The organism is Candidatus Pantoea edessiphila (assembly GCF_002933355.1).
Classification (GTDB): Bacteria; Pseudomonadota; Gammaproteobacteria; order Enterobacterales; family Enterobacteriaceae; genus Pantoea_C; species Pantoea_C edessiphila.
On sequence record NZ_PDKU01000001.1, the window covers coordinates 1 to 26,126 of the forward strand.

Here is a 26,126-nt window from a genome sequence, read left to right on the forward strand (position 1 = left end):
AAATATTGAGAATATATAAAACTTTAGCTTGTTATAAATTTAATTTTTAAAATTATAAGTTTATTTTTGCCTGGCGGCTATAACGCGATAGTACCACCTGAAACCATGCCGAACTCAGAAGTGAAATGTCGTGGTGCCAATGGTAGTGTGGAGTTTCTCCATGTGAGAGTAGGAAACTGCCAGGCATTAATTTTTGTATGCTAATCTAAAATCTCTTAGATTGCTTTTTAAGATCATATTGCATGATGATATTGAATAATGATATTGAATGATGGTTATAAACATTGTTCTTTAAAAATAAATAATACTTTAGGTCTTAATATTAATACCCGCTTTCTTTTTGTTGCTAAAAATAGAGAAACCATCTTAAAAGCATGGAGATTTAGTAAATTTCTTAAATTACCATTTCTAACTCTAGGAGAAGCTAGTAATGTTTTATTTCTTGAAGACTTTAATGGTGTTATTGTTCTCAATAGAATTAAGGGAATAAAAATTTCTGAAAATCATAAAATATGGAAGTTACATGTAGGTGCTGGAGAAAATTGGCATTGCTTCGTAAAAAAAATGTTGACAAAAGGTATTTTTGGTTTAGAAAATTTAGCTTGGATTCCTGGTACAGTAGGTTCGGTTCCAATTCAAAATATTGGTGCTTATGGTGTTGAATTAAAAGATTTTTGCAGTTATGTAGATGTCATGCATTTAAGAAATGGAAGTATTAAAAGAATATATAGTGATGAATGTAATTTCTCTTATCGTGACAGTATTTTTAAAAATAAATATTGGACTGATTTTGTAATCGTAGCTGTTGGTATTAGTTTAGAAAAAAAATGGCAACCAATCTTAACATATAAAGATTTAAAATATCTCAATCCAATTAGTGCATGGGATATATTTAATGAAATTTTTATTATACGCAAACGTAAACTCCCTGATCCTAAAATTATAGGCAATGCTGGTAGTTTCTTTAAAAATCCTATAGTTACTCAAAAAAAAGCCACGTTATTGTTAGAATATTTTCCTGCTATGCCTCATTATCCATTTATAAATAATCAGATAAAATTAGCTGGTGCATGGTTAATTGAGCAGTGTAACTTAAAAAATTTGTATGTTGGAGATTCAGCTGTTTATCATAAACAAGCTCTAGTGTTAATTAATAAAGGACATGCAACTCCACAAGATATTTTATGTTTAGCAAAAGAAATACGTATACGAGTCGGTAGACAATTTGATGTATGGCTTGAACCAGAAGTTAGATTTATTAAATCAACAGGTGAATGTAATGCAATTGAGATGATTTCATAATGTTTAGTATTCCATTACGGTTGATTGATATTTTATCTAATGGTGAGTTTTATTCTAAACAAAATCTTAGTAAAATTTTACATACTTCTGAATCAGATATAGTTAATAATATAAAAATATTAAGAGATTGGGGTCTTGATATATATAGTAATACTGAAGAATACTACAGTTTATCAAGATCTCTAGAATTATTAGATGAAAAAAAAATTAAATCAAAACTAGGAAAAAATACTGTTTTATGTATTCCAGTTGTTGATTCTACAAATCAATATTTATTAAATTGCATTGATAATTTGAAATCTGGTGATATCTGTATTACTGAACATCAAAGATTCGGAAGAGGACGGAATGGAAAGCATTGGTTTTCACCATTTGGTTTTAATTTATATATGTCCATGTATTGGCAACTAAAATGCATTCATAATAATATATCAGCACTTAGCTTAGTAATTAGCATTCTTGTAGCAGAAACTCTTCGAATGTCAGGTGTTAAAAACATTAATACAAAATGGCCAAATGATATTTACTTTTATGAAAGAAAATTAGCAGGTATTTTAATAGAAATTAATAATAATAAAAAGAAAACATGTAATTATATTGATATCGTGATTGGTATTGGTATCAACATTAAGATGTCAAATAAGTTTAACAAAAATAAATATTTAAAAAATTATTCCAATTGGATTTCTTTATCTGAAATGAATTATAATATAAACAGAAATGATCTTATAGTTAATTTAACTACTAATTTTCGTAAATATTTAATTATATTTGAACAAGAAGGTTTTACTCCATTTATATCACGTTGGAAAAATTTAGACTATTTAGTTAATAGGTCAGTTAATTTAATTATCGGTAATAATATAATAAATGGTATTGCTCGAGGTATAGATTACACAGGTGCATTAATATTAGAAAACAAAGGTGAATTTACATCTTGGTCAATTGGAGAAACATCACTTGTAACCTAATATATCTTTTAATATATAAATCATCTTTTTAAGCGAATTTGATAAACAAAATGGTTATTAGTTTTAGTTAGAATAACATTTGCTCTTTCACGAGTGGGTAAAATATTTTCTTTAAGATTGATTTTATTGATGCTATTCCACAAATTTTCAGCTATTGTTATAGTTTTTTGTTTAGTTAAACTAGCGTAATTACAAAAATAAGATTCTGATTTAGTAAAAGCACTTTCACGAAGTTTTAAGAAACGATCGATATACCACTTTTTCAATAGATCTTCAATAGCATCAATATAAATAGAAAAATCTATAAAATCAGAAATAAATATTCGATAAGGATTATCTGGATAATCTGATACATTCTGAAGTACATTTAATCCTTCAAGAATCAAAATATCTGGTTGCTGAATAATTTGGCTTGTTTTTGGTAATATATCATAAATAGAGTGTGAATATGCTGGTGCTATTACTTGTTTTGCTCCTAATTTTAAGTCTAAAACAAATTTCATTAACCGGCTTATATTGTAAGATTGCGGAAATCCCTTCTTTTTCATTAAACCTTTTTTTTCAAGTATTGTGTTCGGATATAAAAATCCATCTGTTGTAACAAGTTCTACTTTATTGTTTTTATTATATCGACTCATTAAAGTTTGTAATACGCGAGCTGCAGTACTTTTACCAACTGCTACACTTCCAGATATACCTATTATATAGGGAACTTTGTTTATTGTTTTACCTAAGAATTTTTCAATGACTTCTTTATGGCGAAAATTAGAATCAATAAAAAAATTGATTAAACGCGAAAGAGGTAAATAAATTTCTATGACTTCCTTAATTGATAACTCATCATTAATCCCTTTAATTGTGTTAATTTCATCATTAGATAGACTGAATAAAAAAGAATCACACAGATTAGCCCATTCTTTACGAGTAAACACCAAATAAAAATTTCCCATTATCATTAATTTATTAATAATAGCGAATTTAGTATTTATGATTTTTTAAATACTAATGATATTTTAAATACAATACTATATACAAAAATACTAATCTTATATATAATGTGATTTTGAACCGAATGATTACATTAGAAAACAGTACAATCCATGATAATATATTTTTTTTGATTTTTATGAATTTCTTATTAAACAGATAGTAGGATATTATATCCTATAAGTAATGTATACAAGTTCAATTATTAATAAAAAATTGATTATTACATATATAAAATTAACTTTATTAGTAATAATCAATTAATTCAATATGTTGTATTTTTATATAGATATAATTGCAGAATATATACTTTATTTAATTAAAAATATTTGTTGCATCATCTATATAACGCTTCTAGAATAAATACTATTCAATGCCGGCTTAGCTCAGTTGGTAGAGCAACTGACTTGTAATCAGTGGGTCACCAGTTCAATTCCGGTAGCCGGCAAAATTTGATAGGTGGGATTCCCGAGTGGCTAAAGGGAGCAGACTGTAAATCTGCCGTCTTAGACTTCGAAGGTTCGAATCCTTCTCCCACCACCATTCTTAATAGGTTTATTATAATGATGTGACTTGTACATTTTAAATTTTTATATTATTTTTTATTTATAATATGGCGGGTATGGTATAACGGTTATTACCTTAGCCTTCCAAGCTAATGATACGGGTTCGATTCCCGTTACCCGCTCCATATATCTATGCTGGTATAGCTCAGTTGGTAGAGCGCACCCTTGGTAAGGGTGAGGTTCCCCAGTTCAATCCTGGGTATCAGCATAATTTGTTATTAGATTTATGTTTGGGTTTGAGGTGTTTACATAAAATATTATCTTTTCGGTTTTTAATGAACAAATTGATTGCTATTATTATAATAATTTTATGAAAGAAGTATTTGGATATCAAATCGCAACACAATTATTGAATAATATAAAGATATTTAATAGTAATAAATTAATACAATGTGTTATAAAAACCATCAGTTAATATACTTTTCCGATCCTTACTATTTCTAAAAAATTAATGCGGTATAAAACTACATGATATTAGAATTATTTTAGCAGGTTGAAAATGTATGAGTAATAATAACGAAGCTAAAGTAACTTTTTTCAGCTTAGAAATAGCAAAGTGGATAATTATATTAACATTATTGCTAACTGCAATTGTAGGTAATTGTTACTACCAAGAAACAAAATTATATTTACGTATAATAGCTCTAATGATATTAGTAGTAATTTCTATTTTTATTTTACTATCAATGAAAACAGGCAAGACAGCTTTAATTTTTATTCGAGAGTCAAAAGCTGAAATGAAAAAAGTTGTTTGGCCTAGTTATCAAGAAACATTTCGTATAACAGTAATTGTTATAGCTGTTACTATCTTAATGTCATTACTTTTGTGGGGACTGGATAATATCCTAGTCCGTGTTGTATCATTTATTACTGGTCTGAGGTTGTAAGATGTCTGAAGTTCCAAAAAAACGTTGGTATGTTATACAAGCGTTTTCCGGTTTTGAAGGACGCGTAGCGCAATCGTTGCGTGAACATATTAGGTTATATAATATGCAGAACATGTTTGGGGAAATTATGGTTCCTACAGAAGAAGTGATTGAAATTCGTTGCGGTCAACGCCGTAAAAGTGAAAGGAAATTTTTCCCTGGTTACGTACTTGTCCAAATGGTAATGAATGATTCTAGTTGGCATTTAGTAAAAAGTGTTCCTCGCGTTATGGGTTTTATCGGTGGCACTTCTGATCGACCTTCTCCTATCAGTGATAAAGAAGCTCATCTTATTATTAATAGACTTCAAAAAATTGGTGATAAACCGCGTCCAAAAACTATTTTTGAACCAGGTGAAATAGTTCGAGTTAATGATGGTCCATTTGCAGACTTTAACAGTATAGTAGAAGAAGTGGATTATGAAAAAAGTCGCCTAAAAGTATCAGTTTCAATTTTTGGAAGAGCGACGCCAGTAGAACTTGATTTTTCTCAAGTAGAAAAAGGTTGAAAAGTATTTTTTCTATGATTAGCTATGGAAATAGACAATATCCTATTGTATTATTGAAATAAATATTTATTTAATTAAATTAATAAGGAGATATATGGCTAAAAAAGTTCAAGCATATGTGAAGTTACAGATTCCTGCTGGCATGGCTAATCCAAGTCCACCAGTCGGACCTGCTTTAGGGCAGCAAGGTGTTAATATCATGCAGTTTTGTAAGGATTTTAATCTTGAGACAGCACCTTTAGAAAAAGGTATCCCAACTCCAGTAATTGTAACGGTATATACAGATCGTACATTTACATTTATTATAAAAACACCCCCCGCTGCTGTTTTACTTAAAAAAGCTGTAGGGATTAAATTAGGTTCAAGTAAACCTAATCAAGAAAAAGTTGGTACTATAACTCGGGCACAAATTCTTGAAATAGCAAAAAATAAATCAACAGATATGACAGGATCTAATATAGAAGCAATGTCTCGTTCTATTGAAGGTACTGCTATTTCTATGGGATTAGTGGTAGAGGATTGAAATGATTAAAATAACTAAACGTGTAGCAACAATACTAAATCAAATTGATGTGACTAAAAAATATGATTTTAATGAAGCTGTTCTTATACTTAAAAAATATGCTGTTTCTAAATTTATAGAAAGTATTGATGTAGCTATACATTTAAGTATTGATGCAAAAAAATCAGATCAAAATATTCGTAGTGCAACCATTTTACCTCATGGTACAGGTCGTTCTTTACGTATTGCAGTTTTTGCTGAAGGATTAAAAGCTGAAGAAGCAATTAAAGAAGGAGCTATAATCGTTGGTATGCAAGATCTTGTTGATGAGATTAAAAGAGGTAATTTAAATTTTGATGTTGTAATTTCAACTCCAGACGCAATGCATATTGTAAGTCAATTGGGACAAATTTTAGGTACCAAAGGATTAATGCCTAATCCTAAGATGGGTACTGTGACTTCAAATATTGCTAAAGCTGTTAAAAATCTCAAAAATAACCAAATTCGTTATAGAAACGATAAAAACGGTATAATTCATACGTCTATTGGTAAAATAAATTTTGAAGTTGAAAAAATTAAAGAAAATCTAGAATCTTTGTTGATTGATTTAAAAAAAATGAAACCTATTCATGCAAAAGGTAATTATATAAAAAAAATTAGTATTTCAACTACGATGGGTATAGGAATCAATATTGATTTAGTTGGTTTGAATATTTAGAAATTTAAATTATCTATTAAAACAAGAAATAATAAGATTATCTTATTATTAATTCTATAATATAGAATAAATTATTTAACTTAAAATTGAATATTATCTTGTATATATTAAATTAATAGTATATAAAATAGAATCAAGTGATAATGAAAATAATAAATAAACATATCAATGCCAGGACAATATACTTTCTTGATTTAGCAGATTTTATTATCCTTTTTTCAATTTTTATTCAATTAAAAAAACAGTTTTTTTAATATTTTCTCCAATTTAAGTCTAGGAGTGTAGGATAATGCCACTAAATCTTCATGATAAAAAAGCGATTGTTACTAAAATTTGCAAAATAGCAAAAAAAGCAATTTCGGCAGTTGTTGCCGACTTTCGTGGTGTTACTGTAGATAAAATAACTGAATTGAGAGAAAAAGCTCGTAAATCTGGTGTATATATATATGTCGTTCGCAATACTTTACTACATAAAATTGTTAAAAATACACAATTTGAATGTTTAAAAAACACTTTTGTGGGTCCTACATTAATTGCATATTCTATAGAACATCCGGGTATAGCTGCTCGTCTATTAAAAGATTTTGCAAAAGAAAACGTAACATTTAGCATTAAAGGTGCAGCTTTTGAAAATCAACTAATTGATGCTCATAAAATTGATTATTTAGCAGCTCTTCCAACTTACGAAGAAGCGCTAATAAATTTAATGTTAACTATGAAAGAAGCCGCTGCAGGAAAAATAGTTCGTGTATTAACTGCGATTAAAAATATAAAATAGATAATTAAAAATTTTCTATGATATAAAGGTTTTTCTGATTTTTATTTTAGGAATAATCGTAATGTCTATAACTAAAGACCAAATTTTAGAAGCTGTTTCTGCTATGTCTGTAATGGAAATTGTTGACTTAGTTTCTGCTATGGAAGAAAAATTCGGTGTTTCTTCTAAAGTGGTTGTAAATTCTGGCCCTGCTGAGACTATTGAAGAACAAACTGAATTTAATGTAGTCTTAAAATCTATTGGGCCTAATAAAGTAGCAGTAATTAAAGCTGTGCGGGCAGCAACTGGGTTAGGACTAAAAGAGGCTAAAGATTTAGTTGAAGCAACTGGTGTAATCAAAGAGGGTATTACCAAAGAAGATGCAGCAGCTTTAGAAGTGATTTTAAAAGAAGCCGGAGCTGAAGTTGAAGTTAAGTAGAATTTTTAGCTTTATAGTCTAGTAAGACTGACGGCTGGTGATAAAATCACCAGCCTTTTTCCTTTAAAAATTTTAGCTGATAATAAAATTTAATAAATTTTATTATCGAAAGTATAAAAACCTAAAAATAGGTTGACCTATCAGCTAGCTGAGGAGCCATAATGGTTTACTCTTATACAGAAAAAAAACGAATCCGTAAAGATTTTGGTAAGCGTCCAAAAGTGCTAGACGTCCCTTACCTGCTTTTTATTCAACTTGACTCTTTTCAAAAATTTATTGAACATGATTCAGAAGGTCAATACGGCTTGGAAGCTGCTTTCCGTTCTGTATTCCCTATTATGAGTTATGGCGGTAATTCTGAATTACAATATGTAAGTTATCGTTTAGGTTCACCTATTTTTGATGTAAAAGAATGTCAAATTCGTGGTGCAACTTTTTCTGCTCCACTTAGGGTGAAGTTGCGTTTAATAATTTATGAAACTGATTTTTCAGAAAAAAATGTAAAACATATTAAAGAACAAGAAGTTTATATGGGAGAAATTCCATTAATGACAGAAAACGGTACTTTTATTATTAATGGTACTGAACGTGTCATAGTATCTCAATTACATCGTAGTCCAGGTGTATTTTTTGATAGCGATAAAGGTAAAACTCATTCTTCAGGCAAAATATTATATAATGCACGTATAATTCCTTATAGAGGTTCTTGGATAGATTTTGAATTCGATCCCAAAGATAATTTATTTATTCGCATTGACCGCAGACGTAAATTACCTTCAACTATTATTTTAAGAGCATTAAATTATAAAACTGAAGATATTTTAAATATGTTCTTTGAAAAAATAATATTTGAGTTTCATACTGATCAAATATTAATGCAATTAATTCCTGAAAGATTACGGGGTGAAACCGCTACCTTTGATATTGCAGTTAATGGAAAAATTTATATTGAAAAAAATCGTCGTATTACTTCAAGACATATCAATCAATTGGAAAAAGATAATATCAGATATATTGAAGTTCCAATTGAATATCTTTTAGGTAGAATTTTAGCTAAAGATTACTACGATTATAGTACTGGAGAGCTAATTGTTTTAGCTAATACAGAAATCACAATAGATTTAATCTATAAATTAAAGCAATTAGGATATAAGCAAATTGAAACATTATTTATTAATGATTTAGATCATGGAGCTTATATCTCTGAAACATTACGTATTGATACTACTAACGACAAATCAAGCGCACTTGTTGAAATTTATCGTATGATGCGACCTGGTGAGCCTCCAACACGTGAAGCTACTGAGAATCTTTTTGAAAATTTATTCTTTTCCGATGACAGATATGATCTCTCTGCTGTAGGTCGTATGAAATTTAATCGTTCATTAGGGAGAGAACAAATAGAAGGTTCTGGTGTTCTTAGTAAAAAAGATATTGTTGACGTAATGAAAAAACTTATTAATATTCGTAATGGTAAGGGAGAGGTAGATGATATTGATCATTTAGGAAATCGGCGTATTCGTTCAGTAGGTGAAATGGCTGAAAATCAATTTCGTATAGGTTTAATACGTGTTGAACGTGCGGTTAGAGAACGTTTATCTTTAGGAGATCTCGATACTTTAATGCCTCAAGATATGATCAATGCAAAGCCTATTTCAGCAGCAGTAAAAGAATTTTTTAGTTCTAGTCAATTGTCTCAATTTATGGATCAAAATAATCCTTTATCAGAAATAACTCATAAACGTCGTATTTCTGCACTTGGTCCAGGAGGATTAACACGTGAAAGAGCCGGTTTTGAAGTGAGAGATGTTCATCCTACACACTACGGACGTGTTTGTCCGATTGAAACTCCAGAAGGTCCAAATATTGGCTTGATCAATTCTTTATCTGTATATGCAAAAACAAATGAATACGGATTTTTAGAAACACCCTATCGTTGTGTTTTTAAGGGTATTGTTTCTGATAGAATCAATTATTTATCTGCTATTGAAGAAGGTAATTATGTAATTGCGCAAGCAAATGCTCATATAGATGAAGATGGTAAGTTTATAGATGATCTAATAATTTGTCGCAATAAAGGAGAATCAGGATTATTTCATAAAGAACAAGTTGATTATATGGATGTTTCAACTCAACAGATAGTTTCTGTTGGTGCATCATTAATACCATTTCTTGAACATGATGATGCTAATCGTGCTTTAATGGGCGCAAATATGCAACGTCAAGCTGTCCCAACATTACGTACTGATAAACCTTTAGTTGGAACAGGAATGGAACGTGCAGTAGCTGTTGATTCCGGAGTGACAGTGGTAGCTAAAAGAGGTGGTTTAATACAATATCTGGATGCATCTCGTATTGTTATTAAAGTTAATGATAAAGAAATACTTTGTGATGAAGTTGGAATCGATATTTATAATTTAACGAAATATACTCGTTCTAATCAGAATACTTGTATTAATCAAATTCCTTGTATTTCATTGGGTGAAAAAATTGAGAGAGGTGATGTAATAGCAGATGGTCCTTCTACTGATTTAGGTGAGTTAGCTTTAGGACAAAATATGCGAGTCGCTTTTATGCCTTGGAATGGATATAATTTTGAAGATTCTATCTTAATTTCAGAACGTGTAGTCCAAGAAGATAGATTTACTAGCATTCACATTCAAGAGCTTGCATGTATGTCTAGAGATACTAAATTAGGTTCCGAAGAGGTTACTGCGGATATTCCAAATGTAAGTGAAGCTGCTCTTTCTAAATTGGATGAATCAGGTATTGTGTATATAGGAGCAGAAGTAACTGGTGGAGATATTTTAGTAGGTAAAGTAACTCCTAAAGGTGAAACTCAGTTAACACCGGAAGAAAAATTATTACGTGCTATTTTCGGTGAAAAAGCATCTGATGTAAAAGATTCATCACTGAGAGTACCAAACGGTGTATCTGGAACGGTTATTGATGTCCAAATTTTTACTAGAGATGGGATAGAAAAAGATAAGCGTGCTTTAGAAATAGAAGATATGCAGCTAAAACAAGCAAAAAAAGATTTTTCAGATGAAAGACAAATTTTAGAAGCTGGAATATTTAGTCGTGTTTATACATTACTATTATCTGACAATATTGATATTAGTGAATTACATAAAATACCCCGTGAAGACTGGTTTAAATTAGATATTAATGATAAAAACAAAAAAGATCAATTAGAACACTTAAATTATCAATACTCGGAACTTAAGCAAGAATTTGAGAAAAAAATAGAAGATAAACGTCGAAAAATTACTCAAGGTGACGATCTCGCACCTGGTATATTAAAAATAGTTAAAGTATATCTTGCTGTTAAACGTCAAATTCAACCGGGCGATAAAATGGCAGGTCGTCATGGAAATAAAGGAGTTATCTCAAAAATCAATCCAATAGAAGACATGCCATATGATGAACACGGTATTCCAGTTGATGTTGTATTAAATCCTTTAGGTGTACCATCACGTATGAATATTGGACAAATTCTCGAAACTCACTTAGGTATGGCTGCTAAAGGAATTGGCGAAAAAATAGATGAAATGCTAAAGAAAGAAGAAGAAATTATTAAATTGCGTAAATTTATACAGCGTGCTTATGATTTAGGTACAGATTTGCGTCAAAAGGTAGATTTAAGTAGCTTTAGTGATACAGAAATATTATGTTTAGCCGAGAATTTAAAAAAAGGAATGCCAATTGCAAGTCCTGTTTTTGATGGTGCTAAGGAAAATGAAATTAAAGAATTACTGCAATTAAGTGGTTTGCCTTCTTCTGGACAAATTACTCTATTTGATGGACGAACAAGTGAAAAGTTTGAAAGAAAAGTTACTGTTGGATACATGTATATGCTTAAACTTAATCATTTAGTAGATGATAAAATGCATGCACGTTCTACAGGTTCCTATAGCTTAGTTACTCAGCAACCTTTAGGTGGTAAAGCTCAATTTGGTGGTCAACGCTTTGGTGAAATGGAAGTTTGGGCATTGGAAGCTTACGGTGCAGCATATACTTTACAGGAAATGCTTACAGTAAAATCTGATGATGTTAATGGTCGTACTAAAATGTACAAAAATATTGTAGATGGTAATCATAATATGGAACCAGGCATGCCAGAATCTTTTAATGTATTATTGAAGGAAATTCGATCATTAGGTATTAATATAGAGTTGGAAGACGAGTAGCTTAATGTTGTTATATCTTCTAAAAGATACAGATTAAAAGTTTTATTCACTGTAATTTATATTTGTTGATTATGGAGTATTTAAGTTATTTTGTTTTAAACACTCTTAAATCTCACCCCCCCGACGAGAACTAATCCGTGAAAGATTTACTTAAATTCCTAAAAACACAAAATAAAAAAGAAGAATTTGATACCATTAAAATTTCTTTAGCCGCACCAGATATGATACGTTCTTGGTCTTTTGGTGAAGTAAAAAAACCAGAAACTATTAATTATCGTACTTTTAAACCAGAACGTGATGGCCTTTTTTGTGCTCGTATTTTTGGACCAGTAAAAGATTATGAGTGCTTATGCGGTAAATATAAAAGATTAAAGCACCGTGGTGTAATTTGTGAAAAATGTGGTGTTGAAGTAACACAAACTAAAGTACGCCGTGAGCGTATGGGACATATAGAACTTGCATCACCAACAGCTCATATTTGGTTTTTAAAATCTTTACCATCACGTATTGGACTATTATTAGATATGCCTTTGCGTGATATAGAAAGGGTACTATATTTTGAATCTTATGTTGTAGTTGAAGGTGGTATGACAAGTCTTGAAAAACGACAAATTTTAACTGAAGAACAATACCTAGATGTCTTAGAAGAATTTGGTGATGAATTTGATGCAAAAATGGGTGCTGAAGCTATTCAATACTTATTAAAAAACATGGAATTAGAACAAGAATGTGAACAATTGCGGGATGAACTTTATGAAACTAATTCTGAAACTAAAAGAAAAAAATTAACTAAAAGAATTAAATTATTAGAATCATTTATTCAATCTGGAAATAAACCTGAGTGGATGATCTTAAGTGTATTACCAGTTCTTCCACCAGATTTACGCCCTTTAGTCCCCCTTGATGGAGGACGTTTTGCAACTTCAGATTTGAACGATTTATATCGTCGTGTTATTAATCGTAATAATAGATTAAAAAGATTATTAGATCTTTCTGCTCCAGATATAATTGTTAGAAATGAAAAGAGGATGTTACAAGAAGCAGTAGACGCCTTATTAGACAATGGTCGTAGAGGTCGTGCTATTACTGGTTCTAACAAACGCCCATTAAAATCACTAGCCGATATGATTAAGGGCAAACAAGGGCGTTTTCGTCAAAATTTACTAGGTAAACGAGTTGATTATTCAGGACGTTCTGTTATTACGGTAGGACCTTATCTTCATTTGCATCAGTGTGGATTACCAAAAAAAATGGCTTTGGAATTATTTAAACCTTTTATTTATGGCAAATTAGAAATAAGAGGATTAGCTACTACAATAAAAGCTGCAAAAAAAATGGTTGAACGTGAAGAATCAGTTGTTTGGGATATTCTTGACGACGTTATTCGTGAACATCCAGTATTACTAAATCGTGCACCTACATTGCATCGTTTAGGAATCCAAGCATTTGAGCCGGTTCTTGTTGAAGGTAAGGCAATTCAATTACATCCATTAGTATGTGCAGCATATAATGCTGATTTTGATGGAGATCAAATGGCAGTACATGTACCTTTAACTTTAGAAGCTCAATTAGAAGCACGTGCATTAATGATGTCAACTAATAATATTTTATCTCCAGCTAATGGCGAACCAATTATTGTTCCCTCTCAAGATGTTGTACTAGGTTTATACTATATGACAAGAGATAAATTTAGAAGTAAAGGTGAAGGTATGATGCTAACTGGTCCAAAAGAAGCAGAGCGTTTATATCGAACCGGACAAGCTGAATTACATGCTCGTGTTAAGGTTCGTATTAATGAATTTCATAAAAATGAACACGGTGAATTTGTTTCTAGTACAAGTATAGTTGATACTACTATTGGTCGTGCAATTCTTTGGATGATTGTACCAAAAGGTCTACCTTACTCTATTGTAAATCAAGTATTAGGTAAAAAAACTATTTCTAAAATGTTAAATACCTGTTATCGCATCTTGGGATTAAAATCTACCGTTGTTTTTGCTGATCAAATTATGTATTCTGGTTTTGCTTACGCAGCTCGTTCAGGTGTTTCTGTCGGGATTGATGACATGGTGATTCCTGAAAAAAAATCAGAAATTATTTCTGAAGCTGAATTAGAAGTTTCTGAAATACAAGAACAATTTCAATCTGGATTAGTTACTGTAGGAGAAAGATATAATAAAGTTATTGATATTTGGGCTGCTGCTAATGAACGTGTTGCTAAGGCAATGATGGAAAATCTTTCAACTGAAGTAATAATTAATTGTGATGGAAAACAAGAAAAACAATCTTCTTTTAATAATATATTCATGATGGCTGATTCTGGTGCTCGTGGTTCTGCAGCTCAAATTCGTCAATTAGCTGGAATGCGTGGTTTGATGGCGAAACCAGATGGATCAATTATTGAAACTCCTATCACTGCTAATTTTCGTGAAGGCTTAAATGTTTTACAATATTTTATTTCAACTCATGGCGCTAGAAAAGGATTAGCAGATACTGCTTTAAAAACTGCAAATTCAGGTTATTTAACGCGTCGTTTAGTAGATGTTGCACAAGATTTAGTTATTACTGAAGATGATTGTGGTACTTATGAAGGGATAAATATGACTCCAGTTATAGAGGGAGGAGATGTTAAAGATCCTTTACGTGAGCGTGTTTTAGGTAGAGTAATTGCAGAAGATATTCTTAAGCCAGGAACAGATAAAGTTTTAATGTATAGAAATACCTTGTTAGATGAGTATTATTGTGATTTATTAGAAGAAAATTCAATAGATAATGTAAAGGTTCGTTCAGTTGTATGTTGTGAAACTGATTTTGGAGTATGTGCTAACTGTTACGGTCGTGATCTAGCACGAGGACATCTTGTTAATAAAGGTGAAGCAATTGGTGTTATTGCAGCACAATCAATAGGAGAACCTGGTACTCAGCTTACAATGCGTACATTTCATATTGGAGGAGCTGCATCACGTGTAGCTACTGAATCAAGCATTACAGTTAAGAATAAAGGCACCATAAAACTTATTAATGCCAAACTTGTATCTAATTCTTTAGGTAAGCCAGTAGTTATATCGCGTAATGTTGAATTGAAAATCGTTGATGAATTTAATAGAACTAAAGAAAGTTATAAAATTCCTTATGGATCGATAATGGAAAAAGATAATGGGCAATCTGTTGTTTCAGGAGAAATTGTAGCAAATTGGGATCCTCATACTATGCCTGTCATCACTGAAATAGACGGTTTTATTAGGTTTATAGATATAATTGATGGTCAGACAATTACAAGACAAACAGACGATTTAACTGGTTTATCTTCTTTAGTAATATTAGAAAATGCTGAACGTACTAGTCTTGGTAAAGATTTACGACCTGCACTGAAAATTGTTGATGATAAAGGAGAAGATATTTTTATCTTGGGTACTGACATTCCAGCACAATATTTTTTACCAGGCAAAGCAATTGTACAATTGGAAGATGGAGTAAAAATTAGGGCAGGAGATATATTAGCTCGTGTTCCCCAAGAATCTGGTGGGACTAAAGATATTACTGGAGGTTTACCTCGAGTTGCTGATCTTTTTGAAGCTCGTCGTCCTAAAGAACCGGCTATATTAGCAGAAATTAGTGGTATTATTTCTTTTGGAAAGGAAACTAAAGGTAAAAGACGTTTAATGATTACTCCACTGAACGGCAACGAAACATATGAAGAAATGATTCCAAAATGGCGACAATTAAATGTTTTTGAAGGGGAACGTGTTGAAAAAGGAGATGTAATTTCAGATGGTCCTGAATCTCCACATGATATTTTACGTTTACGTGGTATTCATGCAGTAACTCGTTATATAACTAATGAAGTACAAGAAGTTTATCGTTTGCAAGGTGTAAAGATTAATGATAAACATATTGAAGTAATTATTCGTCAGATGTTACGTAAAGCTACCATTATAAATACTGAAAACTCAGAATTTTTAGAAGGCGAACAGGTAGAATTTTGTCGAGTTAGAATATCTAATCGTAGACTGAAGGAAAAGGGAAAAAAGACTACAACTTATATGAGAGAACTACTTGGTGTTACTAAAGCTTCATTGGCAACTGAATCATTTGTTTCAGCAGCTTCATTTCAGGAAACTACACGTGTTCTTACAGAAGCTTCTGTAGCAGGTAAATATGATGCACTTCGAGGACTTAAAGAGAATGTTATAGTTGGTAGACTTATTCCAGCTGGTACTGGCTATTCATATCATAAAGATCGAATAAGAAATAGAATTGTTACTAAAGATAGTGTATCTAAATTAAATATTACCGCTGATAAAGCTTCCGCTAATTTAGCAGAGTTGTTAAATGCTGGGTTAAATGACCGTACTAAAGATGAATAAAGTTTATTAACTTTTTATTGCTGTTAACAAAATCAATATCATTATCAATCATTGGTAATGATATTAAATTTAATAGTACTTCCATAATTTATCATGACAAACTAATCATTAATGGACCATGTTTAATCTAAAAAATGATCGTTATTTACGTGCTATATTACGTCAACCAGTCGATGTTACTCCAGTTTGGATGATGAGACAGGCTGGAAGATATTTACCTGAGTATAAAAAAATACGTTCTAAATTTAATAATTTTCTTTCGCTTTGTAAAGATGTTGATATGGCTTGTGAAATTGCATTACAACCTTTGCATCGTTATGATTTAGATGCAGTAATAATTTTTAGTGATATTTTGACAATTCCAGATGCAATGGGATTGGGGCTTTATTTCGATGAAAAATGTGGTCCTGGTTTTTTATATCCTATTACTTGTAGTGCTGACGTTGAACGTTTACCAGTATATGATCCAGAACAAGAATTGAATTATGTAATGAATACAGTACGGATGATTTATAAAAATCTTAAAGGAGAAGTGCCGCTCATTGGTTTTTCCGGAAGTCCTTGGACTCTAGCAACATATATGGTAGAAGGTAGCAGTAGTAAAGTATTTAATAAAATAAAAAAAATGATGTATTCCGACCCAATTATTTTACATAAAATGCTAGATAAATTAGCAAACAATATAATTTTATATTTAAACGCACAAATTTGTTCAGGTGTACAATCAGTAATGTTATTTGATACTTGGGGTGGTATATTAACTGGATCTGCTTATAGAGAATTTTCTCTTTATTATTTAGAAAAAATAGTTAATGGTTTAATTCGTAAAAACAAAGATTGTTATGTGCCTATTGTATTATTTACTAAAGGTGGGAATCAATGGTTAGAAGATATGGCAGAAATCGGTTGTGATGCTCTAAGTATTGATTGGACTATAAATATTGGTGAAGCACGTCGTCGCGTTGGAAATAAAGTTGCAATTCAAGGAAATATGGATCCTTCAGTCCTCTACTCTTCTCCTGAACGCATAATATATGAAGTAAAGAAAATCCTAGAAAGTTTTGGTAAAGGTAGTGGTCATGTTTTTAATTTAGGTCATGGTATACATCACGATACATCACCGGAAAAAGCAGGTATATTTATTGAATCAGTACATAGTCTTTCTCGCATATGGCATTAAATATTATTTGTTTAATCAAATCCAATGTCAGTGCGATAGTAAATGTTTTTCCAATAAATTGATTCAGCTATTTTATACAGTCGTTCTTTTACTTTTTTAGTATCTTCATCTAAAGTAGTTATACACAACACACGACCTCCATTAGTAAATAATTTATTTCTACATAAAGATGTACCAGAATGAAATATTTTACTATTATTACAATTTATTTTAGACAATCCATGAATTTCATCATTATTAATAAAATGATTAGGATACCCTTTTGTAGCTAAAACTAAACTTAATGCATATCGTGAATCCCAATTTATATCTTTTTTATCTAGTATACCATTACATCCAGCCATACAAAGATCTACAAAATCAGATTGTAAACGCATCATAATTGATTGAGTTTCAGGATCTCCTAAACGACAATTAAATTCTATAACATATGGTTTGCCTAATTCATTGATTATTAGTCCAGCATAAAGAAAACCAGTATAAGGATTTTGTTCCATTGCCATTCCAAATACAGTTGGATATATAATTTGTTCGATTATATTATGATATAAATTATTATTTATAAATACAGCTGGAGAACGTGATCCCATTCCTCCTGTATTTAAACCTGTATTATTATTACCAATACGTTTATAATCTTGACTTGTAGCCATTGGTAAAATATTTTTACCATCAACCATCACAATAAAACTAACTTCTTCTCCATATAAAAATTCTTCTATTATAATACTTTTTCCAGAATTTCCAAATAAATTACCTGTAAGCATATTTTTTACGATTTTTTCTGCTTCTTGTTTATTATGAAGAATCATTACACCTTTACCCGCTGCTAAACCATTTGCTTTAATAACAATAGGAAATTTTATTGTGTTAAGATAAGATATTGCTAGGTTTATTTCCGTAAAATATTCATATTTCGGAGTCGCTATATTATGACGTAATAAAAATTTTTTAGCAAAAACTTTAGAATTTTCTATCTGAGAAGCAGATTTAGTTGGGCCAAAAATATTTAATCCTGATTTGCGAAACTCATCAACTATACCCATGATTAGTGGTAGTTCTGGACCTACAATTGTTAGATCTATTTTTTCTTTTTGAGCAAATTTTATTAATGCAGGTATATCAGTAGATTTAATTGCTACATTATATACACGAGTTTCTAAAGCTGTACCGGCATTTCCAGGAGCAACAAATACAACATCAGTTAGTGGTGATTGTAATACTTTCCATACTAATGCATGCTCACGTCCACCACCACCAATAATTAAAATTTTCATTTTTTATTTTCTATATGTTAATAATTAATGACGAAAATTACGTATATTAGTGAATATCATTGCAATATTATGTTCATTAGCTGCTTCAATTATTTCTCTATCACGAATAGAACCACCTGGTTGTATAATACAACTTACATCCATTACAGTAGCAGCAAAGTCTATACTATCGCGAAATGGAAAAAAAGCATCAGAAGCTATAACAGCATTTTTAGTATGTAATCCTGCATTTTTTGCTTTCATATTAGCAATTTTCACTGCATCAATACGGCTCATCTGACCTGCGCCAATACCAATTGTAGTTTTATCTCTAGCACATACAATAGCATTAGATTTAACGAATTTAGATACCTTCCAGCAAAACATAGCATCTTGAAGTTCTTTTTTACTTGGTTTAATCTTAGTGACTACACTAAGTTGGTTCATATCTACAGTTTTACTATTATGTTCTTGGACTAATAAACCACCATTAATATTTTTAATATCTAATTTTGGAATATTATTTTTCCATTGATTATATAGAATTAATCTAATTTTTTTCTTTTCGGAAATAATTTTTAATGCAGTTTTAGTCACTGAAGGAACTATAATAACTTCTACAAATTGACATTCAAGAATTAAACTAACTGTATATTGATCTAATTCACAATTAAAAGCAATCACTCCACCAAATGCTGAAATTGGGTCAGACTTGTAAGCAATTGAATATGCAGAATAAATTGAATTGCTTGTTGCAACACTACATGGATTTGCATGTTTAACTATTACACAAGTAGGTTCAACAAACTCTTTTAAACATTCTAAAGCTGTGTCAATATCTATCATGTTATTATATGAAAGAGTCTTTCCTTGAAGATTTGAGAAGTTTGAAGAATATTTTTCATCCACAAATTCTTGTACATAAAAAGCTGCAGATTGATGACTATTTTCTCCATATAGCATATTTTGTTTTTTGATAAAATTTATATTAATTGTTTGTGGTAAATTGTTCGTAATTGTACTATTATTTTGTTCACCGTGATCGTACAATGGTAATGTTAATTCATTGAAATAATTTGCAATTGTATTATGATAAGTAGCTAAATATTTGAAAGCTTTAATTGCTAATTTCAAACGAGTATCCAGAGTTAGTGAATTATTATTAGCATCTAATTCATTTAAAATAGACTCATAATCAGTATCTTTTGTAATAATAGATACAAATTCATAATTTTTTGCTGCAGAAGATAACATAGTTGGACCTCCAATATCTAAGTTTTCTATTGCATCCTCTACTAAACAATGTTTATTAAAAATTTTTTGTTCAAATGGATAAAAATTAACTACTATCATATCTATTGGCAAAATTTTATAGTCTTTAATTAGATAATTATCTTTACCTCGACGATACAAAATACCACCATGTATTTTTGGATGTAAAGTTTTAACCCTCCCATTTAAGATTTCTGGAAATTTAGTATATTTAGCTACTTCTAACACCGGTATTCCTGATGCAATCAATAAATTTGCAGTACCTTCAGTTGCAATTATTTTAATATTTCGTTTATGAAGATCTGTAACAAATTCAATGATACCGGTTTTATCATAAACACTAATTAAAGCATATCGAATAGGATAAATTTTTTCAGAATAATTTTTTTGCATAATATATTGTGTTACCTTTACCTTAATATAACATTAATCATGTTAATATGGTGTTTCCTAAATTCTAAAGATGGAATAATATTGTAAAATTGTGATAATTTTAATATCTTTGTTGATGAGTTATATGGGTTTGTTATTCATATCTAATGCATAAATTCAAGATATTCTATAAATTAAAAATTCCAATCTTCATCTTCAGTATCTACTGATTTACCTACCATATAAGATGAACCAGAGCCAGAAAAAAAATCATGATTTTCATTGGAATTGGGGGAAAGAGCAGACAGAATAACTGGATTTACCATGGCGATTTCTTCTGGAAATAAAGCTTCATAACCTAGGTTCATTAATGCTTTATTAGCATTGTAATGAAGAAATACGATAACTTCTTCTGCCCAACCTATATCACCATAAAGCTGATTGGTATAAACAACTTCGTTCTCATATAAAGCTAATAAGAAATCATAACAAAAATTTTTTAGTTCTTTACGGCGATTTTCATTAACATTTCTCAATGACTTTTGATATTTATACCCAATATAATAACCATGTACTGCTTCATCTCTCATGATTAAACGTATTAAATCAGCTGTATTGGTCAATTTACCACGACTTGACCAATACATTGGCAACCAAAAACCAGAATAGAAGAGAAATGATTCAAGAAATACACTAGCTATTTTCTTTTTTAATGAATCATTGGATTGATAATGTACGAGAATCATATCTACTTTATTTTGTAATGGTTGATTTATATCACTCCATAAATAAGCACTATCTACATCTTGAGTATTACATAATGTAGAAAATATTGAACTATATGAACGAGCATGCACAGCTTCCATAAAACTGATATTAGACAATACAGATTTTTCATGAGAAGTTAAAGCATCATTGATTAATCCTGGTGCACCTATCACATTTTGAATAGTATCTAGTAATGTTAAACCTGTAAATACTCGTGTAGTTAGTTGCTGCTGATATTTATCTAAAGTTTGCCAAGTAGGAAAATCATTGGATAATGGTATTTTTTCTGGTATCCAAAAATTACTGGTAAGTCTATTCCATACTTCAAGATCTTTTTCATCTTGAATTCTATTCCAATTAACTGCTTGAATTCTCTTAAATTGCATAATTTCCATTATAATGTACATGAGATACAGCTTTTAACTTCTGTACCTTGAAGAGCTGTTTGTCGTATTCGAATATAATAAAGTGTTTTTATACCTTTTTTCCAGGCATAAATCTGTGCTCTATTTATATCACGAGTTGTTATGTCGTCACGAAAAAATAATGTTAAAGATAGACCTTGATCAACATGCTGTGTAGCTTCAGCATAAGTATCTATAATTGCTTTATAGCCAATTTGATATGCGTCTTGGTATAATTCCAAATTATTGTTGGTCATAAAAGGTGCTGGATAATACACCCTGCCTGTTTTGCCTTCTTTTCTTATCTCAATACGTGAAACGATGGGATGAATGCTTGAAGTAGCATGATTAATATATGATATTGATCCAGTTGGAGGTATAGCTTGAAAATTTTGGTTGTATAAACCATATTTCATAACTTCTTCACGTAGTGAAAACCAATCATTATAAGTGGGTAATTTAATATTTGATTTTTTAAAAATCTTCATTACGTGTTCAGTACGAGGATACCATTCACGTTGTAAATATTTATTAAAGTAAACACCACTAGCATATTGAGATTCTGAAAAACCATCAAATGATGTTTTAAGCTCTTTAGCTAAACAATTTGATGTAAGTAATACATAGTATGCGATGCAGTAAAAATACATATTAGTGAAATCTAGAGCTTCAGGAGAACCGTATTGAATACCTTCACGTGCTAGATAACCATGTAAATTCATTTGACCTAATCCAATTGCATGGGAAGTTTTATTACCTTTTGCAACTGATGGAACACAATTGATTTCACTTATCATCGAAACAGATGTTAATGCGCGGATCGCTATATTAACAGTATGTTCTAAATTTTTAGAATCCATTGCATATGCAATATTTAAAGAACCTAAATTACAAGATATATCTTTACCAATATAGTGGTAACTTAAGTCATTATTAAATTTACTAGCACTATTTACTTGTAATATTTCTGAACATAAATTGCTCATGTTAATTCTTCCATAAATCGGATTAGCACGATTTACACTGTCCTCATACATAATATAAGGATATCCTGATTCGAATTGGATTTCTGCTAATGTTTGAAAAAAATCTCTAGGTTTTACATAAATTTTGTTAATACGATCATCTGCAACCATTTCATCATATTTTTCACTAATGCTAATATCACTAAATGCATATCCATAAATTTTATTTATGTCATAGGGTGAAAATAAAGCCATTGCTTTATTTTCTTTTGCTAATTTAAATGTAATATCAGGTATTACTACTCCCAATGACAAAGTTTTAATACGAATTTTTTCATCAGCATTTTCACGTTTAGTATCCAAAAAACGAAAGATATCCGGATGATGTGCATTTAACCAAACCGCACCTGCACCTTGCCTAGCACCTAATTGATTTGCATAAGAAAAAGCATCTTCTAATATCTTCATAACAGGAATTATTCCAGATGATTGATTTTTTATGCATTTAATTGGTGCTCCAAATTCACGTAAATTAGATAATAAAAACGATACTCCACCACCTCGTTTAGATAGTTGTAATGCTGAATTAATCGCTCGACCAATAGACTCCATATTATCTTCTATTCGTAGTAAAAAACAGGAAACTAGTTCACCTCGCTGTTTTTTACCACAATTAAGGAACGTTGGAGTAGCAGGCTGAAAACGACCACTTAATATTTCTTCTAATATATTATTTGCTAATAATTTATCACCTCTTGCTAAAGTTAATGCTACCATGCAACTTCTTTGCTCAAAATTTTCGAGATAATATTTATTATCAAAAGTTTTTAGTGTATAACTAGTATAGTATTTCCATGCACCAAGAAACGTTTTAAATTTAAACCCCCAATTATCTGCTTTATTATGTAAATCACATAAAAATTGAAAATCATATTGACCTAAAATATTGCATTCATAGTAACCTTCTTGAATCAAATAATTTAATCTTTCTGCTATTGAATTAAAAGTTATAGTATTAGGATTAACATGTTGAATAAAAAATTGACGAATGGCTTCATGGTCCTTATCAAATTGAATTTGACCATTAGTATCGTATAGATTTAACATAGCGTTTAGTGCATGATAATCTAATGTTATATTACTAACAGTATCAGTTATTACCAAAATTGTGTTACTCCTGCTTTTACATTAGCAATATCTTTAGGGGTACCCATTAACTCAAATCGATAGAGATAAGGAACTTGACATTTTTTAGCAATGATATCTCCAGCTATGCAATAACCTTTTCCAAAATTTCTATTGCCAGAAGCTATTACTCCGCGAATACCATTTCTATTTGATTCATCGTTAAGAAATTGTATTACTTGTTTAGGAACTGCACCTTGACTACCACCACTACCGTAGCTTGGTACTAATAGAATATAAGGTTTTTTTATTTTTAACTGTTGTGTAATATCTAAGGGTATTCTATCAGCCGGTAAATCTAGACATGTAATAAATCGATATGTATTTTCCGACTGGCTAGAAAAATAAACCAGTGGTAACATTTCATTATCCTCTAACATTAGTTAGTTGAGATAAACCAGCAATTTTATCTGGACGAAATCCACTCCAATGATCATTATCTGTTATCACAACAGGAGTTTGATGATATCCAAAAGATTTTAAGTATTCAATAGATTCTGTTTGGATTTCAATATTAATTGATATATAATTTGTACCTTTATGATTCATAGCATTTTTTATGGTATCGCATTGAATATAGTCATTTTTAAAATAAACAATAACACTCATAATTAATTTTTCTCTTTTGATTTTTTATTTTCAACTTTAGATTAGTTTCTACAGTTAAATATTCTATCTTTTACTAACTATAGCATGTCATTTTTTTTTGAACTAAATATTAGAATATCAGATATGGTAGTTTTATAGGCTGAAATATTATTATACATATAGCCATGCAATACTAAATTTAGTATTAATTATTAAGTAATAAGTAGTAATAAATAATCATTATTATGATTTTAGAAAAAATTATTCTGGAGTATTAATAGATTGTCTTATACAAAAGCCTCGCATATGCGAGGCTTAGAAACTATTTTAGAATATTGTAATTAACGTCTTAAAAATAACAATATACTTAACATAATTCCGATTCTATAACTCTTATAACACTACACCAGTGCCTTTCGTGCATATCACATATCAGCATGAATTATTTAAAATTATCAAATTTTTAATTCACTTAGATATAATATTATTGTTGTTTATCTTCTTTTTGTTTTTCTAAAATTATTTTTTCTTTCATTAATAGTTATGAACAATATGATCCTTTTGATCAACTATATGTAATGTAACAAATGTTTAAGTAAATTGATTAATCCTTTTTATCGTGATTTATATTATAATAATCTTCAGTTTGATTCAATATTGCTATTTTAATATTGCTACTTTATTATTACTTTTTCCCATGATTATCAATATTATGAATTAAGTTTATAAAATATTTTAAATTGAGGGTATTCTATATTTAACTTGAAACTTGTAATGATACTTTTAAAAGAAATCTAATTAAAACAATCTAAAGGTAAAAATAAAAGGATAATTATATGCTTAAATTATGGGTCGTTAAAACGGGAAATTTACTATGTTTTGTGTAAAATCACAACTATCTCTACTTATAAAAACATCAATTTAACAATAATTTCTTATTGGTGGAGCTGGCGGGAGTTGAACCCGCGTCCGAAACTTCTACATCTTAAGTTCTACATGTTTAGTCTAACTTTTTTTCATTCGATAAATGCAGTTAGACAAGCTTATATCGAATTAACCTAAGTTTTTATTTTTAACACTTCTCATTTTTAGGTAAGTCTGATTAGTGCGATCTCTTGATATATTGACCTTTCTATTTCCTATTTCCAAGAGCAAAATCAGGTAGAAAGGGCCCTAGAAACTTATTAGGCTGCTAAAGCGTAGTTTTTGTCGTTTGCGACTATTTATTTACGGTTTATTAACGAGGCCTACCGTACCTCGACATGCGCTTCAGATTTTGAAAATCTCGTCAAATCCAAAATCAGCCCCTTAATTAATTTTATTTCAATACTAGCAAAAATATAAGAAATAATCTAGTCTTTCGTAATCTTAGTATTTTTTAGAATTCTTGATTTATTGATTTTCCATTCACGATTTTTAATCTCATTGCGTTTGTCATGTTTTTTCTTACCATGTGATATACCAATTTTTAATTTACATAAGGCATTTTTCCAATACATCGATAACGCAATTATAGTATAGCCCTTTTGTTTATTGTTATAATATAAATAATTAATTTCAGGTTTAGTTAATAATAATTTACGTCTCCTTTTAGGGTCAGGTGAGCAACTATTAGAAACATATATTAGGGGTTGCAATGTAGATCCTAATAAATAGGCTTCTTTTTCATATAATAAAATATAACTTTCGCTTATATTAACTTTTCCTGCTCTTAGTGACTTTACTTCCCATCCTTGCAATACTAAACCAGCTTCAAATTCTTTTTCAATAAAATATTCATGGTAAGCATGTTTGTTTTTAGTAATAATATTAAAATTAGGTTTTTTTGATATTTTTGTCATGATTGATTCTGATTAATATTTAACATGTATAATATTTATAAACTTTAACTAAGTTATTAAAT

General features: G+C 30.0%; 19 protein-coding genes, 4 tRNA genes, 1 rRNA gene and 1 other RNA gene. 16 read left to right on the plus strand and 9 right to left on the minus strand.

All coding sequences use genetic code 11. The features are described 5' to 3' along the window. Positions 1-69: 69 nt before the first annotated feature. From rrf to birA, 3 genes are all read left to right on the plus strand, one after another. Positions 70-185: ribosomal RNA gene (gene rrf, locus CRV10_RS00110) — 5S ribosomal RNA — on the plus strand. A gap of 73 nt (positions 186-258) precedes the next feature. Further along, positions 259-1,302 carry a UDP-N-acetylmuramate dehydrogenase gene (gene murB / locus CRV10_RS00115; RefSeq protein ID WP_136129805.1) on the plus strand — a complete coding sequence of 348 codons (1,044 nt, stop codon included), beginning with the start codon at positions 259-261 and terminating at the stop codon, positions 1,300-1,302. Continuing rightward, a complete protein-coding gene (birA, locus tag CRV10_RS00120) occupies positions 1,302-2,273 on the plus strand; it encodes a bifunctional biotin--[acetyl-CoA-carboxylase] ligase/biotin operon repressor BirA (RefSeq protein ID WP_136129806.1) in 972 nt (323 codons plus the stop codon). The genes murB and birA overlap by 1 nt, the downstream gene beginning before the upstream one ends. A gap of 20 nt (positions 2,274-2,293) precedes the next feature. Here the strand turns inward: birA and coaA are convergent, their stop codons facing one another. Further along, positions 2,294-3,229 (minus strand): type I pantothenate kinase, encoded by a 936-nt coding sequence (coaA, locus tag CRV10_RS00125; RefSeq protein ID WP_136129807.1) that lies wholly within the window; start codon positions 3,227-3,229, stop codon positions 2,294-2,296. Between the two features lie 406 nt (positions 3,230-3,635). Here coaA and CRV10_RS00130 point away from each other — a divergent pair. The 13 genes from CRV10_RS00130 (at position 3,636) to hemE (ending at position 17,413) form a co-directional block, all read left to right on the plus strand. Next, a tRNA-Thr gene (locus CRV10_RS00130) sits at positions 3,636-3,708 on the plus strand. Between the two features lie 10 nt (positions 3,709-3,718). Further along, a tRNA-Tyr gene (locus CRV10_RS00135) sits at positions 3,719-3,803 on the plus strand. Between the two features lie 73 nt (positions 3,804-3,876). After that, a tRNA-Gly gene (locus CRV10_RS00140) sits at positions 3,877-3,951 on the plus strand. 9 nt (positions 3,952-3,960) lie between these two features. Continuing rightward, positions 3,961-4,034: transfer RNA gene (locus tag CRV10_RS00145), tRNA-Thr, on the plus strand. Positions 4,035-4,329: 295 nt separating this feature from the next. Continuing rightward, positions 4,330-4,713: a preprotein translocase subunit SecE gene (gene secE, locus CRV10_RS00150; RefSeq protein WP_136129808.1), complete on the plus strand. Its 384-nt coding sequence runs from the start codon at positions 4,330-4,332 to the stop codon at positions 4,711-4,713. 1 nt (position 4,714) lies between these two features. Then, on the plus strand, positions 4,715-5,260 hold the full coding sequence (gene nusG, locus CRV10_RS00155; RefSeq protein WP_136129809.1) for a transcription termination/antitermination protein NusG: 546 nt from the start codon (positions 4,715-4,717) through the stop codon (positions 5,258-5,260). Positions 5,261-5,354: 94 nt separating this feature from the next. After that, complete coding sequence (gene rplK / locus CRV10_RS00160) at positions 5,355-5,783, plus strand: 50S ribosomal protein L11 (protein WP_136129810.1); 429 nt, start codon at positions 5,355-5,357, stop codon at positions 5,781-5,783. A 1-nt stretch (position 5,784) separates the two neighbouring features. Next, positions 5,785-6,480: a 50S ribosomal protein L1 gene (rplA, locus tag CRV10_RS00165; protein WP_136129811.1), complete on the plus strand. Its 696-nt coding sequence runs from the start codon at positions 5,785-5,787 to the stop codon at positions 6,478-6,480. Positions 6,481-6,769: 289 nt separating this feature from the next. Further along, the gene (rplJ, locus tag CRV10_RS00170) at positions 6,770-7,258 is read left to right on the plus strand and encodes a 50S ribosomal protein L10 (protein ID WP_136129812.1); all 489 of its coding nucleotides are present in this window, start codon (positions 6,770-6,772) and stop codon (positions 7,256-7,258) included. 61 nt (positions 7,259-7,319) lie between these two features. After that, positions 7,320-7,676: a 50S ribosomal protein L7/L12 gene (rplL, locus tag CRV10_RS00175; RefSeq protein ID WP_136129813.1), complete on the plus strand. Its 357-nt coding sequence runs from the start codon at positions 7,320-7,322 to the stop codon at positions 7,674-7,676. A gap of 161 nt (positions 7,677-7,837) precedes the next feature. Beyond that, entirely contained in the window at positions 7,838-11,866 is a 4,029-nt protein-coding gene (gene rpoB / locus CRV10_RS00180) for a DNA-directed RNA polymerase subunit beta (RefSeq protein WP_136129814.1), read from the plus strand. A 137-nt stretch (positions 11,867-12,003) separates the two neighbouring features. Beyond that, complete coding sequence (gene rpoC, locus CRV10_RS00185; RefSeq protein WP_136129815.1) at positions 12,004-16,233, plus strand: DNA-directed RNA polymerase subunit beta'; 4,230 nt, start codon at positions 12,004-12,006, stop codon at positions 16,231-16,233. Positions 16,234-16,351: 118 nt separating this feature from the next. Further along, on the plus strand, positions 16,352-17,413 hold the full coding sequence (gene hemE, locus CRV10_RS00190) for a uroporphyrinogen decarboxylase (protein ID WP_136129816.1): 1,062 nt from the start codon (positions 16,352-16,354) through the stop codon (positions 17,411-17,413). Positions 17,414-17,424: 11 nt separating this feature from the next. On the opposite strand, the gene purD is transcribed toward hemE, so the two are convergent. The 8 genes from purD to smpB form a co-directional block, all read right to left on the minus strand. Beyond that, the gene (gene purD / locus CRV10_RS00195; protein ID WP_136129817.1) at positions 17,425-18,690 is read right to left on the minus strand and encodes a phosphoribosylamine--glycine ligase; all 1,266 of its coding nucleotides are present in this window, start codon (positions 18,688-18,690) and stop codon (positions 17,425-17,427) included. Between the two features lie 24 nt (positions 18,691-18,714). Beyond that, positions 18,715-20,334, minus strand: coding sequence for a bifunctional phosphoribosylaminoimidazolecarboxamide formyltransferase/IMP cyclohydrolase (gene purH / locus CRV10_RS00200; protein ID WP_136129818.1), 1,620 nt, complete (start codon positions 20,332-20,334; stop codon positions 18,715-18,717). Between the two features lie 173 nt (positions 20,335-20,507). Beyond that, the gene (gene nrdF / locus CRV10_RS00205) at positions 20,508-21,467 is read right to left on the minus strand and encodes a class 1b ribonucleoside-diphosphate reductase subunit beta (protein ID WP_136129819.1); all 960 of its coding nucleotides are present in this window, start codon (positions 21,465-21,467) and stop codon (positions 20,508-20,510) included. Between the two features lie 8 nt (positions 21,468-21,475). Beyond that, on the minus strand, positions 21,476-23,614 hold the full coding sequence (gene nrdE / locus CRV10_RS00210) for a class 1b ribonucleoside-diphosphate reductase subunit alpha (protein WP_136129820.1): 2,139 nt from the start codon (positions 23,612-23,614) through the stop codon (positions 21,476-21,478). Continuing rightward, positions 23,608-23,997, minus strand: coding sequence for a class Ib ribonucleoside-diphosphate reductase assembly flavoprotein NrdI (gene nrdI / locus CRV10_RS00215; protein WP_136129821.1), 390 nt, complete (start codon positions 23,995-23,997; stop codon positions 23,608-23,610). The genes nrdE and nrdI overlap by 7 nt, the downstream gene beginning before the upstream one ends. A 4-nt stretch (positions 23,998-24,001) precedes the next feature. After that, positions 24,002-24,244, minus strand: a complete 243-nt coding sequence (locus CRV10_RS00220; RefSeq protein ID WP_136129822.1) for a glutaredoxin domain-containing protein — start codon at positions 24,242-24,244, stop codon at positions 24,002-24,004. Positions 24,245-25,162: 918 nt separating this feature from the next. Continuing rightward, positions 25,163-25,531: a transfer-messenger RNA gene (ssrA, locus tag CRV10_RS00225) on the minus strand. Positions 25,532-25,575: 44 nt separating this feature from the next. Continuing rightward, positions 25,576-26,067: an SsrA-binding protein SmpB gene (gene smpB / locus CRV10_RS00230; protein ID WP_422386881.1), complete on the minus strand. Its 492-nt coding sequence runs from the start codon at positions 26,065-26,067 to the stop codon at positions 25,576-25,578. Positions 26,068-26,126 lie beyond the last annotated feature (59 nt).

What these genes read in the sequence shown, in the direction of transcription:
- purH (WP_136129818.1), bottom strand. Translation starts at nt 20,334, where the DNA reads ATGCAAAAAAATTATTCTGAAAAAATTTATCCTATTCGATATGCTTTA.
- rplJ (WP_136129812.1), top strand. Translation starts at nt 6,770, where the DNA reads ATGCCACTAAATCTTCATGATAAAAAAGCGATTGTTACTAAAATTTGC.
- rpoB (WP_136129814.1), top strand. Translation starts at nt 7,838, where the DNA reads ATGGTTTACTCTTATACAGAAAAAAAACGAATCCGTAAAGATTTTGGT.
- rplK (WP_136129810.1), top strand. Translation starts at nt 5,355, where the DNA reads ATGGCTAAAAAAGTTCAAGCATATGTGAAGTTACAGATTCCTGCTGGC.
- hemE (WP_136129816.1), top strand. Translation starts at nt 16,352, where the DNA reads ATGTTTAATCTAAAAAATGATCGTTATTTACGTGCTATATTACGTCAA.
- nusG (WP_136129809.1), top strand. Translation starts at nt 4,715, where the DNA reads ATGTCTGAAGTTCCAAAAAAACGTTGGTATGTTATACAAGCGTTTTCC.
- nrdF (WP_136129819.1), bottom strand. Translation starts at nt 21,467, where the DNA reads ATGCAATTTAAGAGAATTCAAGCAGTTAATTGGAATAGAATTCAAGAT.
- CRV10_RS00220 (WP_136129822.1), bottom strand. Translation starts at nt 24,244, where the DNA reads ATGAGTGTTATTGTTTATTTTAAAAATGACTATATTCAATGCGATACC.
- secE (WP_136129808.1), top strand. Translation starts at nt 4,330, where the DNA reads ATGAGTAATAATAACGAAGCTAAAGTAACTTTTTTCAGCTTAGAAATA.
- rplL (WP_136129813.1), top strand. Translation starts at nt 7,320, where the DNA reads ATGTCTATAACTAAAGACCAAATTTTAGAAGCTGTTTCTGCTATGTCT.
- murB (WP_136129805.1), top strand. Translation starts at nt 259, where the DNA reads ATGATATTGAATGATGGTTATAAACATTGTTCTTTAAAAATAAATAAT.
- birA (WP_136129806.1), top strand. Translation starts at nt 1,302, where the DNA reads ATGTTTAGTATTCCATTACGGTTGATTGATATTTTATCTAATGGTGAG.
- rplA (WP_136129811.1), top strand. Translation starts at nt 5,785, where the DNA reads ATGATTAAAATAACTAAACGTGTAGCAACAATACTAAATCAAATTGAT.
- purD (WP_136129817.1), bottom strand. Translation starts at nt 18,690, where the DNA reads ATGAAAATTTTAATTATTGGTGGTGGTGGACGTGAGCATGCATTAGTA.
- nrdI (WP_136129821.1), bottom strand. Translation starts at nt 23,997, where the DNA reads ATGTTACCACTGGTTTATTTTTCTAGCCAGTCGGAAAATACATATCGA.
- coaA (WP_136129807.1), bottom strand. Translation starts at nt 3,229, where the DNA reads ATGATAATGGGAAATTTTTATTTGGTGTTTACTCGTAAAGAATGGGCT.